The sequence below is a fragment of the Candidatus Pelagibacter sp. HIMB1695 genome (assembly GCF_052047655.1).
GTDB lineage: Bacteria > Pseudomonadota > Alphaproteobacteria > Pelagibacterales > Pelagibacteraceae > Pelagibacter.
This window is the reverse complement of record NZ_JBNAJT010000001.1, coordinates 1-16,161: the sequence shown is the minus strand read 5'-3', so window position 1 is coordinate 16,161 and position 16,161 is coordinate 1. Positions and strand designations below refer to the sequence as shown.

The following is a 16,161-nucleotide window of genomic DNA, read 5'->3' as shown; positions in this document are numbered from 1 at the left end:
AAATTTATCTTGGAGAACTTAAATTAAATGATTTAACCAAGTAAAAGCCTATAAACATCGAAACAACAAAAGTTATTGAGTAAATATTTAATAAAGCAACAGAAGTTATAGCTGGACCAGGACATAATCCTCCTAATCCCCAGCCAGCACCAAATAAAGCTGAACCTAATATTAATTGATTATTTATTGTTTTGTTATTTGAATAATTAAATTTCTCTACAAGTAACGGTTTTTCTTTTTTCTTAATTATATGAAACAAGGGAGATGAAACCACTAAAGCGCCCATCATCACAAATGCTAGAGAAGGATCCCAATTACCAAATAAATCTAAAAAACCTAATACTTTTGCTGGATTAACCATCTCAGATATCACTAAACCGATACCAAAAATTATACCTGAAATAAGAGAAGCTAATTTGTTCATATTAAATTTTTGATATACACAGTTAAAATTCCAACAATCATAAAGGTAATTGTCGCTACAATTGATCTTAAAGAAAATCTTCCAATACCACTTATACCGTGACCACTTGTACATCCACCGCTAACACGTGTTCCAATTCCAACTAACAAACCTGCTGCAATCATCAAGACGTAAGAATTAGAAATACTAATATTTACTCCACCTTTAGAAAATATAGAGTAAATAATTGGTGCAATAATTAAGCCCAACAAAAATAATAAATTATCAAATTTATTTTCTTTTTCTGTTAAAGCGTTACTTGCAATCCCACTAATTCCAACTAACCGACCGTTTAGCAAAAAAAATACAGCTACTGCCAATCCAATTATCAATCCACCAGTAAAAGCAGGAATTGGCGTAAAATTTACTATATTCATAAAATTAATTATTTAAGACAGGAAAAGCCTGTCTTATTTTTAAAAAAAATTTTTGATATTCCATTTTGGTACATTTGTTTTCTACATACTCTATATTATTTTTTTCTACAAGAACCTTTGCATTTTCATCTCTTATTCCAAGTTGTAACCATAATACTTTTGCGCCAATTTTTACTGTATCTTCAGCTATACCATATGCTTCTTTTGAGGGTCTAAAAACATCAACAATATCAACAGGATCTTTGATCTCTGTTATCGAAGCATACACTTCTTCACCTAAAATTTTTTTACCTTTAGCTGAGGGGTTAACTGGATAAACTTTATAACCATATTCTTGCATATATTTCATAACAATAGTTGAAGGTTTTTTTAAATCATTACTAACTCCAATCATTGCAATAGATTTAGATTTTTCTAAAATCTTCTTAATATCACCCATTAAATTATTTACTTTCTTTTTTTATTTGATCTTCACAAAATTTTCTTGCTTCATTTAAATCTGTAATTTTAGTTTCAGATAATTTTTGACTGCCAGCAATACAAGCATCTACTGCTCTTTTAAAATTATGATCTTTAAAATTTAATACAAAGTACATTCCAAAAATAACAAACAAAATAATGAGTATATTTTTTTTACTCTTCATTATTATTTATGTTTCCAGTTTGGTTGTCTTTTTTCTAAAAAGGCCGAGATACCTTCTTTGGCATCCATAGCCATCATATTAACAGTCATCATTTTACTTGTATATGCATAAGCTTTTCTTAAAGGCATTTCTAATTGTTTGTAAAAAGCTTGCTTTCCAATTTTGATGGTTAAATTTGATTTAGATGCAATTTTTTTTGCTACTTTTAAAACTTCTTCATTTAGTTTTGATTTAGAAAAATGATCATTTATTAAACCAATTTCTTTTGCAAAATTTGCTTTAATAGGTTCTCCTGTTAAAAGCATTTGCATCATTGGTTTACGGTTAATTTTTCTACTTACAGCAACCATTGGGGTACTACAAAACAATCCAATGTTGACACCTGGTGTTGCGAATAAAGAGTCTTTAGTGCTATATGCAAGATCACAACTTGCAACTAACTGGCATCCTGCTGCAAAAGCAGCTCCATGAACCTTTGCAATAACTGGTTTTTTTCCTTCAACAATTTGAAGCATCACTTTAGAGCATAGATTAAATAACTTTTGATATTTATCTTTTTTTTTAAGACTTCTAACTTCTTTTAGATTGTGACCAGCACTAAATCCTTTTCCAGCACCCTCTATAATTATTACTTTAACCTGTTTATCAGCATCTAATTTTTTTAATGATTTTAATAAATCTGAAAGATTTTTAAATGAAAGAGAATTATATGTTTTTGGTTCATCAATTATAATTGATGAAATTTCAGAATTAATTCTTTTTATTTTAATATTACTAGTCATTTAATCAGTTAATCCGTCGGATCTAGCCTGATTTCTTTCTATATGAATTGGCAAAACTTTACCATAAATTGCTTTTGAGTGTTCTGGGGTATTTACTCTATAAGGATCTAATACATAAGCTGGAATGCACATATATCTAGATTTCTTACCTTCTACTTTTGTTACTCTATGCAAAGTAAATCTGCCTTTGAAAATTTGAAGATCTCCTGGTTCTAATTTAAGCTGTCTAACTCTTAATCTATCTCCATCTAAAACTTTTTTAACTTCATCAAAATTTTCATTTCCTGGTGCTCTTATATTTGGACAATATTCAAATATACCACCTTTTTCAGGTTTCTGAATCATCAAGCTTAAAGTAAATTCACAACTATCAAAATGCCAAGGCAAAATTCCATCAGGTTTCATTACATTGTAAGCATGACAAGCCAATGGGTCTGCCCATCTATAAATAGGAGAAATACCTAAGCAAGCTGATACAAATTTCAAAAGTTCTTCTGTTTCATAAAGATATTTCATTTCTGAATTTTTTGGAAAGCAATCTGAGTTTAAATATCCATTATACCTTTCCATAAAATTTCTCTTTGGATGTTTTTCAGGTAAACTTGGATCATCTTTGGCATAAAGATATGCATTGATGCTTTCTTTAGACATATAAACTTCATCAAGTTGTTTTTCTAATTCTGAATTCATTATCTCTAAAGATTTTGGTAAAATAAAATTTGGAATAGTTGAACAGCTATATTGGTCTAATTCTTCCTTACATTTTTTTACTAAATTTTTAATGATTGGAGAATTTAAATCGTGAATAGGATATTTTTTTAAATCGACAATAGTGTTTAATCTATCATTCATTAAAGGTTATTTTAATTTACCCTCTTCTCTCATTTGAGCTCTAATTTTAGTAGCTGAAATTTTTTGAGTTTCTTCATCCAGAACTATTTCCTCAATTTTATATCCAACACCTCTTCCATAACAAATATTTGTAATATTAGGAACCAACATAATTTTAAATTGACCTTCAAATTCAGGATTTAATCTTTCTTCAATATTTTTTTTTACAGTTTCAAAATCAAAAGGATTATCATCTACACCTTGAACATCTCTTATTTGAATACAAACTTGCCCAGTTTTTTTTATAATTTCTTTAAACAATTTATAATGTCCATCATGGAAGGGTTGCCATCTTCCTAGCATTTGTGCAGTTGGTTTTTTGTTATCCCATTGATATGTCATTTTTTAATCTCCTCAATTATTAACGGTGCCCATTTTTTAGCATCTTGGGTAGTTACATGATAGTCAAATTTTTTTGGATTAACAAACATTTGATTGGTATCCTCAAATCTACCTTTCTTAATGGTATCGACCCAAACTCTAAAATCAGCTGGAAACATACTTCTTGCCTCCGGTGTAGGAGCAACAAAGTCAGCAATTACATAATGACCTTCAGCTTTTAATTTTAGAGCAAATTCAGCCATTCTTTTAGCCTGCCTTACCCTTCCCTCTTCTGAAAAATCCCAGTCATTTGCTGCTTTTCTCACCTCATCGGCATTTAATCTTTTAACCTTTAACAAAGTAGCCATCTCATTTGCTAAAGTTGTTTTGCCAGCTCCCGGTAATCCCATTACTAATATAATTTTCATAAATTAAAATTATCTTTTGAATTAAAAAAAACAATAACTTAATTTTTTTTCTTTGAATAAATTGATTGAAGATAAAAACCAACAGGCAAACTATAGATAATCATTAACCAATTGTTAAAAAAATTACCATTAGGTGCTATCGGCCAAACTGTAATTAAAATTCCAGAAAGTAAGCATGCTTGATAATCAGTTAAATATCTTTTTTGTTTAAATAAAATTGATTTTAATTGCATAAAGCCACAATACAAAACATAACAAAACGCACTAAATAAAAATAAAAAACCAATTAGTCCTGTTTCTGCTAATAATTGAACATAAAAATTATGTGGATGTGTCATACAAGGTTTAACTCCTGTTGCATATTTTTCATTACTACAAATTTTTCTAAACATTTTTGGACCATGTCCAAAGATAGGTTTATCTTTAAACATATTAAATGCTGTTCTAATCAAGCTATCATGGGTAGGGGTAAATATATTTTTGCTTTGAGCCTCTTTAACTAGACCCATCGACTTTGCTGGTCCTTTAATCATTCGATTAGAAAGTGTATCACTACTTAAAGTTAGACCTATAATTAAAACTAAAGCAATTAAAAAAGTAATTAATCTAAATTTTTGGTATTCTTTTATTAAAATAATTATAAAAATAGTTGATAAGTTAAGAAAGAGAAATGAAGCTCTTTCACCTGAAATGTAAATTAAAATATCAACAAGAATAAATAATATTCCAATATAATAAATTTCATATTTAGTTTTTTCTTTTATTAAAAATAAAGCAAATAAAAGAGGAAACAATCTAGATAAATAAGAGCCCATTATCAACTCATCTCCAAATAAAGATGAAATACGTCCTCCTGAAAAAGGGAAACCTAAAATATTTGATCCTGAAAAAAATTGAAAATATCCATCAATCACTAAAGCTGAAAAGCAGATGATTAAGGTATAGTAAAAGTATTTTAAAATATTTTTATCTTGATCAATTAAATACCAAATAAGACAACTAAATAATCCTATTCTAAAATAAAATAATGAGCTCTCAAAACTAAGTAATTTATCTTCAGCTCTTAAAAGAGTTACAAAAATACAATAAAGACAAAAAATAATAAAAATAATAAATGGTTTATTATTTAAATAATAAAAATTTTTATTTTTAATCACGTAAAATAAAAATATTAATGAAGATAAACTTACTATTAAATCAGGAAAAAAAGGTCCCCATATCAAAAAAGGAATTATGGATGCTAATATTAAATAAATAGTTTGATTTTTTTTTAATAAATTCATTTTCTTTATAATGACTATGAAAACTGTAACCAATTAACAAACTAAATATTTTGAATACAAAATAACAACTTGAAATCAATCAAAATATTAGTGAAATTAAGGGTTTTTTAGCTTATAGATTAATCAAATTATGAAAAAAAAAATTGAAAGTGATGAAATAGATTTAATTGAAGTCATTATTAATATCTGGAACAAGAAATTAAAAATTGCTGCAATAACTATTGTTTTTATGGTTCTGTCAGTAGCTCTATACTTTATACTTAAACCTCCATTAAAAGCTAAAACTGAAATCTTACCAATCACTATTTTTGAAGATAATTTATATTCATCATATAACTTATTAATTGAAAAAATTAATGAAAATGAAAATGAAAATGAAAATGATATTTTAAATCTAAATGAAATAAATAGAGAATATCTTTTAAGTTTATTTCAAGAAGAATTACAAACTAAAGAAATTGTAATTGAGGCTATAAAAAAATATCAATTAATTGATCAAAGTAAATTTAATGACGAAGATGAATATTTAGAGGTAGTTGAAAAATATGCTTTAAAACTTAATTTATTAAGACCTATTAATGTTGATGGGAACAAAAGGGGTGGGACTAGATTGAATTGGACAATTGAATTTGAAATTAACGATCAAGAAAAATGGGAAGAGGCATTAAGTTTTATCGAAAATGAAATAAATAAAAATATCCAAAATTATTTATCACTAAATTTTAGTACAACTTTAAATAATTTGAAATTGTTAGACCAGTTTAAACTAGAAGATTTAAACCAAAAAATAGAATTTGCAAAAAATGATTATGGTATTGAAACAAGAAATCGATTAGCTTTTCTTAATGAACAAGCATCTATTGCAAGAGAGTTAAATATCAAAAATAATACCCTTGAGGTAGAAAATTTTAATACATCTTCAGGTGGTGTAATTTCAAATCTTCAAACAGCAAAACCATATTATATGAGAGGCTATTCAATGATTGAAAAAGAAATTGAATTAATTGAAAGTCGTGACAACAAGAACAAGGATGCTTTTACTAAAAATCTGTTAGATTTAGAAAAGCAAAGAAGAGAATTATTAGAAAATAAATCATTAGAGCGTATTGAGCGATTATTTAATTCTAGTCCAATTATAAATGGTAATAATTTTAAAGCTGCAAGTATTATTTATAAAGATACTGAATATGAAGCTTCATTTAGTTTAGTAAAAGCAATTTTAATTTCTGGAATATTTGGAGTTATATTTGGAATGTTTTATGTTCTTGTTTCAAATGCAATACAACAAAGAAAATAAATATTTAATTTAATTTGATTACATTGCTTTTATCATCTTTGTTGGGCAATGTTTCATTTAAATCTTTCTCTTCATTGTAAATATAATCAACTAATTCTGAATTAGAATTATAAAATCTTATAACTCTGTCTAATATTTTCTTAACTTCTTTTGAGTTTTGATTATCTAGTTGAATTGTTAATTCATTTATATTTTTTTCAAATTGATCAAATGACATTGATGGTTCTTGAATTTTTTTAATTTTTGGATGAATTGTTTGTTGAGGATTATCTCCAATTAATAGTTCTTCAAATAATTTTTCACCAGGTCTAAGTCCTGTAACTTTAATTTCAATATCTCCATTTAAATTATTTTCATCCTTAAGTGTTTGCCCTGATAAATTGATCATTTTGATGATCATATCTCTTATTTTTATGCTTTTACCCATATCAAGAACAAATACTTCAGCATTTTTACCTAGTGCACCTGCTTGGATAACTAATTGAGCAGCTTCAGGAACAGTCATGAAATAACGAGTAACATCATTATGAGTTAAAGTTACAGGGCCACCTTCAATAATTTGTTGTTTAAACTTTGGAATAACAGAACCTGATGATGCCAAAACATTTCCAAATCGTACAATTGAAAAATTAGTATATAAATTTTTTTCTTTATAAACTTGTAAACAAAGCTCTGAAAATCTTTTACTAGCTCCCATAATATTAGTAGGTCTTACTGCTTTATCACTTGAAATTAAAACTAGATTTTTAATTTGTTGATTGGTAGCTGCTTTAACAACAGATAAAGTTCCTAAAATATTATTTCGAACTCCTTCACAAATATTAATTTCTACCAAAGGTACGTGTTTATAAGCTGCTGTATGATAAACAGTGTCAACTTTAAAATTTTTAAAAACTTTTTCTAATTTTTTTTGATCTAATATATTGCCAAGTAAAGGAACTATTTCTAAATTTTTATATATGTAACTCAATTCTTCATGAATATTAAATAAAGCAAATTCATTTAATTCGAAAAGGATTAATTTTTTTGGTTTAAGTTTTAATATTTGTCTTGATAATTCTACACCAATAGTACCGCCCGCACCTGTAACTAAAATTGTTTTAGAGGCTATATTTTGAGAAAGTAAATGCTGATTAGCCTCAACAGGCTCTCTTTCTAATAAGTCATCAATTAAATAATCTTTAACATCTGAAAAAGATAATTTATCCTCAATAATATCACTTATATTTGGTAAAGTTTTAATCTCTATTCCTTTATTTGAAATTTTTTGGATAATTTCTTTTTTACTTATTTTATTTAAAGATGGAATTGCAACTAGAATTAGTTTTATTTCTTTGTTTTCTTTTAAGGTATCCAAATTTTTTGAATCATAAATTTTTTTTCCGAGTAAATACTGTCTATGCTTGCTACGATCATCATCTAAAAAACCTTCAACTTTATATTTTGCATTTCCTTCTAATGATAAAAATAGCTGCCGACCTGCCCCACCTGCACCATAAATTAATACATTTATTTTTTCTTTTTCAGATTTATTAAATGAACCTGTTAATAAATATTTTGCGAGAAACCTACTAGCTATTATAAACAAATATAATAGCATTGGCTGAATAACTCCAATTGATCTTGGTACATCTTTAACACCGTACATACTAATAATTGAAAAAAAAATTAATCCATAAATGAAAACTGATAACGATATAGTAGAAAAAATAGACAAGCCTGCATAACGAAATAAAGTTCTATATATTCCTGTTATCCAAAATATTGGTATAGTTAATAAGATAGTTAAAAAAATTGTAGTTAATCCAATATCTTTTAATCTAACCAATTCCTCTAATCTTAAATAAAAAGCTAGCCAAATTGTAAATACACAGAAAAATACGTCAGTTATTATAGCTACACTTTTTTTTGAAAATCTTGATAAAGAGAAAATTTCTTCTGAAAACTTTTTATTATAAAACAACATTATTTTTATTTATTAATAATAATTCTTAATCTTATAGCATTTTTTAAATCAAAATCATTAATCATAAAATCTATAATTATTCTATTTTTAAACATCCAGTTTCGAGAATGAATCAAACTATTTTGAACCAAGGTTTATTTAAACTTATATATATTAAGAAGCTAACCTATCCTAATTTAGATTTTAATATTTTATAAAAACTAGTCCTATTTAATAGATCAAAAAATTGAATTAGTTGATCCTTTAAAATTTTTTTCTAAAACTCCTTAAAACTTTATTATTTATAGTACTCACAATTCTTCCTAAAAATTAATAAAAAGTGCAAGCAAACAACCTTTCATGTTATTAAATGATGATTTTTTGCATACCGAAACAATGTATTTAAATGCAGATGGTTATTACGAGTATATATGAAATTAAAAAAACAATTATCAAAATTAAAAAATTAATTAATAGCAAAATAATTTAAAATTAATTAATGATATAAATAAAATATGGGTTTATTTAGCTAGGGATTTTATAAATTGTTCTAAGGATATAATAAAAATAATTATACAAACTCATGTTCTTGATCATTTTTTGATCTGTTTTAGATAACAATGTTGGAGTTTTCATATCAATGCCTGAAATTTGACCAAGTCCTGTAATACCTGGTCTTACTTTAAATACTCCTCTTTTTTTTCGCTCATAAATTAATTTTCTTTGATTATATAAACAAGGTCTTGGCCCAACTAAGCTCATATCTCCCAAAAATACATTCCACAACTGTGGAATTTCATCAATTTTAGTTCTTCTTAAAAAATATCCAAAAGAACTGAATTTGATATTTTTAATTAAATGGGTTCCAGATGATCTTACATACTTTGGCATAGTTCTAAATTTAATTAATAAAAAGGGTTTAAGATTTTTACCGACTCTTTTTTGTATAAATAAAGGTGAACCATTTTCAAATAAACCATAAAAAAATACAAAGATAAACAAAGGTAATAGAAATATTAAGCCTAATAATGAAAATATAAAATCAAACAGTCGTAGCATTATTAATTTTAGAATAGTATTAAGTGCAAAATTAATTGCTTAAGATTTTTTTTTATCATCACTACTGCCTAATTCATAAAAACTATTATCTAATAATTCTTTATTGTCCCAATTAAAATAATTAACAGTGTCTTTTGAATCTACAATTAAGTTACCGTATAATCTATTATATAGGTTAATTTGATTAAGTAATAAAAAAAATAATTTAAGTAGTCTATGATGTACATTAATAATTTTATTTTTACTTTTTAATCCTTTTGTAATATTATTTATTAAACTTCTAGTACTAATTCCATTTAAATTTGAAACTAAAAAAACTTTATTAATTTTTTCATTACTTAAAATACAAAATTCAATTAATTTAGCTAAAGAATTTATTGACAAATAACTTCTAATGTTTTGAATATTTGGTAAAAAAAAAGGAAAACCTTTTGCTAAATAATTTTTTAATTTTCTTAAATTTCCTGAAGATTTAGGGCCTACAATTAATGGAACTCTTAAAATTATAAGATCTATATTTTTTTTGGAAAATAATGTTTGAAATATCTCCTCTGATTTAAGTTTAGATGCTCCATAATAGTCTCGTGGTTTACATTTAGTATTAAGATTAATGTACGAATTAAAATTATTCGTATCATAGACAGATATCGTGCTAATAAAAATAAATTTTTTTACAGATTTTTTTATAGCAAATTTTGCAATGTTTTCTGCTGCTAAAATGTTTTTTTTAAAAATTAAATTTTTAGATTTTTTACTATTAAAAATGCCTGAATTAGTAACACCTGCGCAATGGATTACAATATCAGTATTATCCAAATAATCATTTGGAAAGTTATTTTTATTTGATAAATCAAATATAAACTGCTTTATTGAATTATCTGGTGAAAACTTTTTTGAATAAGACGAGCACGAAATTTCAAATTTTTTAAAAAAGTAATTTGCTAAAAAACTTCCAACAAACCCAGTTGCTCCAGTGATATGTATTCTAGTCTTATTTGGATAATTTTCCATATGTAATTTATATTTTTCTGATTATCTTATCAAAATACAATTTATTTATTTTTTGTTTTTTCAAAACATTTTTAATATTTGAATTTTTAGGTATTTTTATCCAATTATTATTTAACTTTTCTATATTAAGATTGTATTTATATAAACCAAAAGAAATAAAACTTTTCTTATGCATGTGAATTTCCATGTTGCTCATAATGGCATCTGATAATGTATGTGGAAAACCCTCACCATAACCACATGGCTGAAGAAATATATTTCCGTTTAAAAAAATTTTTTCTTGCTCCAAGTATCCTAATGATTGAATTTTTACTTCATCATTATTAAAAAATTTTTTTTCTGGAAAAATACATCCAACTAAATACAGTTCTTTAACATTATTTTCTTTAATGTATTTTATAATAGATGGGATGACTAAATTTATTTTATTTTTTCTCTGAACAGTAATAACTTTATTACTAATTCCACTTTTCCTTTCAGTGCCACCAGATCCTAATATCCAATGTGCTTCTAAATTGTAAATTTTTTTAACAAAATATCTGTAGTCAGCATAATTTTGGAAAATAAATGATTTATTCTTATTAAAACTTATTAAAAAAACAAGTAAAAGTCTAAAAATTTTCAAATTACGAAATCTTCCTAAACCATTAATTATGACTGTTCCCTTTTTTTTAAAAAAAAAAAGAAAAAAAAGATTTGCTTTTAAGTTAGAAGACACGACGTAATATTGTTCATTAATGAAAAATTTAAAAATCGATAAAGTATTTTTTAATCCAATAGAAAATACAGAAAACCTTTTTTCTTTAAAATATAATATTAAATCTTTTCTATAAAGATTATTTAAATAATGTTTATCATTTAAAAAAATAATATTTTTTGATTTTTTATTGTACTTATTATTTATTTTTTTTTTTTCCATACAAAGAGTTTAATTTCCTTGAATAGTAAAATAAATCTTTATTAATTATATTAAATAACTTGTTATCGATTTTTATATTTTTACTACTTAAAATTTTTTTCATATTCAAAAAAATAGAGTAAGGACAATGCTCTCTTGAAAAAGAAACATTAACCCTTTGTTCATAATTATCATTTTTATTTTTTATTTGATGCGATGACGCATAACCTTTTCTCCTACCCTTTGTAGTAAATAAATCAATACCTTTTAATTCAATTACACTTGGTTTTAATGATTTTACATACATTAAAACAAGAGAGGAAAAATCAAGTGAACCATAAGTCACGCAATTAAAAGATTTAGGCAGCAAAAAACATTTTATTTGTTTGTTTAATAATGAAAAATATTTTTCTAGCAACCTTTTGTCACCTTCAGTTTTTACAAAAAAAATATTTGTTTCTGTAGAAATTTTTCTTGAATTTGTAACAAACCTCTTAACAGCATTACCGTTTAGACATAAAATAAAATTTGAATTTAATAACTTATTTCTAATTTCATTTGAAATTTGGTTAATAAATATAACATAGTCAAAGCTTTTCTTTTTTTGAAATTTAATAATATGGTCCGCGCCACCTATGATTAAAATCTTTTTAGATGATAGATCAATAAAATTATCTTTAGGTAATTTTATAGAAAAAAAATCATCCACTTTTTTATTTAAAATAATAGTTTTAAATTTCTGGATTGCTTTAAGGTAGTAGCCTTTAGATATATCTTTCCTATATTCAAGAATACGTATTTTTTTTTTACTATTAAACTTTAAAAGTTTTTTTTTTTTAAAAATTAAAAAAATTTTAATATTTTTGTAAAAATAATATATCTTAAAAATTAAACTTATTACTTTTTCTATTAACAATTTTTTTCCAAATATTTAAATTCTATCATTAAATCAAACGTAATAATTTATTTTTCCTCAATTTGTCTATTAAATTTATACATTGATTTATTTTTATTGAACACTTCTTAGAAATTTCATTAACATCATTTTTTCCATCACAATAAGAAATAATATCAAGTAGTTTGTCCCATTCCTTTTTCGAGTACTTATTTTTTTTATGTTTTATACTTAAACTAGGATAAAAATTTCTTTTTGAAAGTTGAGGTTCGCACATTACTGTTGATTTAAAGAACTTTTTTCTCTCCAATGAAATTATAATATTTACAAATAAATTATAACTTTTTTTTAAATATTTTTGTCTTATAAAATTCATATTATCTAAAGAAGTATGATACTCTTTATAAGTTCCAAATTTACTCCTGGTAATTGTTACAATAGGTAAGTCAACTCCAGGTGAACAAAATTGTCTCTCATCACTTCCTCTGTCCAACCAACTATATTTTTTATATTTATATTTTTTTCTTTGAAAAACTTCTTTGACAATTTTATCAGATAAAGTGTTTCCGTCTCTAGTTGGTATTAATGAAAAATTTCCTTTATCTCCTAAACAAGTTAAATTAAAGCCAGCTATTATATTTTTTTTCATTTTTATGAAATTTTTACTTATATAAGCAATTGAACCAATGGTTTCAGGTATAAAGATAATTCTATAAGAATATCGTAATTTTTTTTTTTTTAAATATTCAGCTAATTTTATCGCTATGCTAGGGCCACTAATCTCATTGTTAGCCATAGACGGATGGCATATATAAGTTGAGAATAATATTTCTTTATTACTTGATCCTTTTATATAAATTTCACCATATTTTAAAAAACCCTTTTTGAAACTTGAATCAATAAATATTTTGTATTTTTTATCTTTTAATTTAGTTTTCTGTTTATAAGTTAAACAAAAACCCCAATTTTTTTTATAATAACTTGTAACATAAGGAATAGCATTTGGCTGTAGTGGTAAAGAATGCAAATGTTTTTCAAGTTCTCTTAAAGAAATAGTTTTATTCTGTGGAGTTGAGTAGCCTACAAGATGTAAATTATTTTTATTTAAATCTATTAATTTTTTTCCTTTCAAATTTGCTATATATGCTGTTTTTACATGCCATTCCTGAGGAACTTTCCAATCAAAGACTTTTGATCCTGATTTAATATTTTTTATTTTTAATTTTTTATGAATTTTTTTGATATATTTCAATGTTTCAACAACACCTGGTCCAATTAGACATCTGTATATTGGAAATAAATCTTTTGCTATATTTATTAAAGAAGGAGCAGAGTTTAATTTTTTTTGATTTTTCATTCTAATTGTTAATATTAATATACTCCGATAATATTTTATTTATATCCTTAGAATTATAAATCTCATCAAAACTATCTAAATCATTTGGTAAATTATTGCTTATCAAATTTTTTTTTTTTAACTGATCAGTAAGCTTATTGGATTTCCAATCATTTGATTCTTCATAAATATCTATACATTTAGTTCTAATACCAGATAACAAAGATTCAAAAAAACCTGTGGATAAATATCCATAAACAACAGTATTAAACTCAGCAATAAATTCATCATTAATTTTTAAATCTTCAACTATTGTAACTTCATTTTGTCTGAGTACTTCAATGAAATTTTTATCGCCATCAAAATCAAAATAATTATGATGAAGCTTTAAATACATTCTAAATTTACTTTTAGACATAGATATATTGATCAAATTTTTTTTGAATTTTTTATAATTTTCTGGGTTATCTAGTAAGCTATCAAATGGAGGTAATGGCATAACAAATAAAATTTTATTACTTTGTTTGGCTTCTGTGGAAAATAATCTTCCAAAATATCTTCCATTGATATATTCGCCATCATTTGGTTTTTTTTTCCACCATGAATAAAATTTAATTGAATTATTTTTCTCTTCTTTAGTTTTATAGTAATGTTTTAAATTTTTTTTTAATCCATAATCAATTCCATGTTGTCCAACTCTACATTCTAGTTTTTTTGAGACTTGAGAAAATAGAACAACATTAAAAAAATCATTATACAATTGGGAACAAGTATTTATAGATTTAAATTCTAATTTTTTTAACTTCTTCGAAAATCTTAAAGATTGTATTATTGTATTGGGTAAAAACTTAAAATAATATTTTTTTATAAAAGTATTTATTATATTATCATCACAAAATTTAATATTTGATAAATTTGAAAGATTTAATTTATCTATAAATTTGAACTGAAAAGGTATCCATTCAAAACATCTAAATTCAGCGATGTTTTTATCTATTTTGAGAAATTTTTTAAAAAAATTGTCTATATCAGTAAAACTAAATATATTTTTATTTTTATAAATTCCAAACTTAAAAAAAAAAATAAACTTATAATACCTAATTAAATTATTGATCGGGTGTAACTTTTTATTTCTTGTAAAAATTTTATTATTTTTCAGATAATTTGGATTTTGAATTATCGTGTTAAAAAAAAAATCTAAATCACATGAGTTGCTTGGTTTTGAAACAATTTCATCTAATGTGATATCTAATTTATTAAGATCTGAAACTCCATTTATTTCAAATCTTTTAATAAATGAAATAAATTTCATTGTGTAAAATTCAATTACATATTGAACTAAATCTTGTGAAACATTTAATTTTTTACTGATTATTTTTGCAATATTTATATTTGATAATCTAATATTTTTTGAAATAATATTAAATTCTTTTTCATCTATATTTTTGAACATTTTTTATTTTTACATCATTCTCTACTATTATTAACCAATAAAATAATAATCCGACATATAAAGAAGTAATATGAGTAGATGTTTCGAAAATACCGTAAGCTAAAGTCCATACAACACAATAAATAACATAATTATTATATTCCTTAAATTCTGGATTAATTTTTTTTATTTTCTTAAAAAAGGTCTTTGATAAAATTATCACTAAATATAAGTAAAAAATTAGAGCATAAAACCATCCAAATTCTAAAGCTAAAGAGATATAATTATTATGTGGATCTTGTTTAATTGAAAAAATTTCATAAAAATCCGTTGGATAAATTTTTAAATAATCTAATCCTATTTCCCAGAGTTCAAATCTTCCTGATGCACCCCTTTCTATTTTAGAGTCAATACCATAAGCGAATACCTCTGAAAATGAATATAATTTTAAGGTAAGAAAGAAAAAAATAAAAAATAAAATTAGAAATATGCTCAATTGCTTTAAAGATTTCAATGATGAAAATAAAATTGCACAAATTAATGCGAATAAAGGTGATCTAGAATTAGAAATTATTAGAATAAATAATGTAATTGAACTAATTATTATGAAATATTTTTTAAACTTTTTTTTATGAAATATTGCTAAAAAACTTAATCCACAAAAAAAGCCAGCAAAACGTCCTGCTGCATTTGAATTATCAAATATTCCAGAATATCTATAAAAATAAGGAAGTTCTATTGCTAAAGTTGCTATACATATTAAAAAGGAATAAATTATAATTGTATAAAATATATACGTTAAAATTTTAATCTTGTAGGTTGTGTCAAATTGTTTCAACGATAAAGATAGAATTAATAAACTTAAAATATAAAATATTGCAAAAATCACTTCAAAGTTTAATTTATAAGGTAAAATAAATAGGCATATAAAAGGAATAAAAAAAATTAAAAATTTATCTTCGAAATTAAAATAAAGTTTTCTCATATAAAATAAATTAATTAACGAAAAAAAAATCAAAGAAGTGTAAATTATATAAAAAGGACCTCTAATTTTTTCTAGATCAAATATATAGTTTGTTGCTAATTCTAAAGATAAAAT

General features: G+C 24.2%; 18 protein-coding genes. 1 reads left to right on the top strand and 17 read right to left on the bottom strand.

Annotation, left to right across the window (positions count from 1 at the left end):
- Positions 1-4 precede the first annotated feature (4 nt).
- Genes ACTTAX_RS00090 through ACTTAX_RS00050 form a run of 9 tightly spaced genes read right to left on the bottom strand, consistent with a single transcriptional unit; the run spans position 5 to position 5,189 of the window.
- Positions 5-424, bottom strand: a complete 420-nt coding sequence (locus ACTTAX_RS00090; protein WP_440691983.1) for a DUF6691 family protein — start codon at positions 422-424, stop codon at positions 5-7.
- Entirely contained in the window at positions 421-840 is a 420-nt protein-coding gene (locus tag ACTTAX_RS00085) for a YeeE/YedE family protein (RefSeq protein WP_440691981.1), read from the bottom strand. The genes ACTTAX_RS00090 and ACTTAX_RS00085 overlap by 4 nt, the downstream gene beginning before the upstream one ends.
- A 4-nt stretch (positions 841-844) precedes the next feature.
- Positions 845-1,279 carry a CoA-binding protein gene (locus tag ACTTAX_RS00080; protein WP_440691979.1) on the bottom strand — a complete coding sequence of 145 codons (435 nt, stop codon included), beginning with the start codon at positions 1,277-1,279 and terminating at the stop codon, positions 845-847.
- A gap of 4 nt (positions 1,280-1,283) precedes the next feature.
- Entirely contained in the window at positions 1,284-1,484 is a 201-nt protein-coding gene (locus ACTTAX_RS00075) for a hypothetical protein (RefSeq protein WP_440691977.1), read from the bottom strand.
- A gap of 2 nt (positions 1,485-1,486) precedes the next feature.
- Positions 1,487-2,266: an enoyl-CoA hydratase gene (locus tag ACTTAX_RS00070; RefSeq protein WP_440691975.1), complete on the bottom strand. Its 780-nt coding sequence runs from the start codon at positions 2,264-2,266 to the stop codon at positions 1,487-1,489.
- The gene (locus tag ACTTAX_RS00065; protein WP_440691974.1) at positions 2,267-3,118 is read right to left on the bottom strand and encodes a HalD/BesD family halogenase; all 852 of its coding nucleotides are present in this window, start codon (positions 3,116-3,118) and stop codon (positions 2,267-2,269) included.
- A gap of 6 nt (positions 3,119-3,124) precedes the next feature.
- On the bottom strand, positions 3,125-3,499 hold the full coding sequence (locus tag ACTTAX_RS00060) for a cytidyltransferase (protein ID WP_075506148.1): 375 nt from the start codon (positions 3,497-3,499) through the stop codon (positions 3,125-3,127).
- Positions 3,496-3,906 carry an adenylyl-sulfate kinase gene (locus ACTTAX_RS00055; protein WP_440691972.1) on the bottom strand — a complete coding sequence of 137 codons (411 nt, stop codon included), beginning with the start codon at positions 3,904-3,906 and terminating at the stop codon, positions 3,496-3,498. Before ACTTAX_RS00055 ends, ACTTAX_RS00060 begins: the two co-directional genes overlap by 4 nt.
- 38 nt (positions 3,907-3,944) lie before the next feature.
- Positions 3,945-5,189 carry an O-antigen ligase family protein gene (locus tag ACTTAX_RS00050; RefSeq protein WP_440691970.1) on the bottom strand — a complete coding sequence of 415 codons (1,245 nt, stop codon included), beginning with the start codon at positions 5,187-5,189 and terminating at the stop codon, positions 3,945-3,947.
- Positions 5,190-5,319: 130 nt separating this feature from the next.
- On the opposite strand from ACTTAX_RS00050, the gene ACTTAX_RS00045 reads away from it, so the two are divergent.
- A complete protein-coding gene (locus ACTTAX_RS00045) occupies positions 5,320-6,486 on the top strand; it encodes a Wzz/FepE/Etk N-terminal domain-containing protein (RefSeq protein ID WP_440691968.1) in 1,167 nt (388 codons plus the stop codon).
- 4 nt (positions 6,487-6,490) lie between these two features.
- On the opposite strand, the gene ACTTAX_RS00040 is transcribed toward ACTTAX_RS00045, so the two are convergent.
- From ACTTAX_RS00040 to ACTTAX_RS00005, 8 genes are all read right to left on the bottom strand, one after another.
- Positions 6,491-8,452, bottom strand: a complete 1,962-nt coding sequence (locus tag ACTTAX_RS00040) for a polysaccharide biosynthesis protein (RefSeq protein WP_440691966.1) — start codon at positions 8,450-8,452, stop codon at positions 6,491-6,493.
- A 504-nt stretch (positions 8,453-8,956) separates the two neighbouring features.
- Complete coding sequence (locus tag ACTTAX_RS00035; protein ID WP_440691964.1) at positions 8,957-9,490, bottom strand: sugar transferase; 534 nt, start codon at positions 9,488-9,490, stop codon at positions 8,957-8,959.
- A 39-nt stretch (positions 9,491-9,529) separates the two neighbouring features.
- Positions 9,530-10,501 (bottom strand): NAD-dependent epimerase/dehydratase family protein, encoded by a 972-nt coding sequence (locus ACTTAX_RS00030; RefSeq protein ID WP_440691962.1) that lies wholly within the window; start codon positions 10,499-10,501, stop codon positions 9,530-9,532.
- Between the two features lie 7 nt (positions 10,502-10,508).
- Positions 10,509-11,420, bottom strand: coding sequence for a hypothetical protein (locus tag ACTTAX_RS00025; protein WP_440691960.1), 912 nt, complete (start codon positions 11,418-11,420; stop codon positions 10,509-10,511).
- The gene (locus ACTTAX_RS00020) at positions 11,398-12,108 is read right to left on the bottom strand and encodes a hypothetical protein (RefSeq protein ID WP_440691958.1); all 711 of its coding nucleotides are present in this window, start codon (positions 12,106-12,108) and stop codon (positions 11,398-11,400) included. The genes ACTTAX_RS00025 and ACTTAX_RS00020 overlap by 23 nt, the downstream gene beginning before the upstream one ends.
- A 235-nt stretch (positions 12,109-12,343) precedes the next feature.
- Positions 12,344-13,651 (bottom strand): DUF4910 domain-containing protein, encoded by a 1,308-nt coding sequence (locus ACTTAX_RS00015; protein WP_440691956.1) that lies wholly within the window; start codon positions 13,649-13,651, stop codon positions 12,344-12,346.
- Position 13,652: 1 nt separating this feature from the next.
- Complete coding sequence (locus ACTTAX_RS00010) at positions 13,653-15,083, bottom strand: hypothetical protein (RefSeq protein ID WP_440691954.1); 1,431 nt, start codon at positions 15,081-15,083, stop codon at positions 13,653-13,655.
- Positions 15,064-16,161, bottom strand: a 1,098-nt coding sequence (locus ACTTAX_RS00005) for a hypothetical protein (RefSeq protein WP_440691953.1), incomplete at its 5' end; no start/stop codon positions are given. The genes ACTTAX_RS00010 and ACTTAX_RS00005, both read right to left, overlap by 20 nt.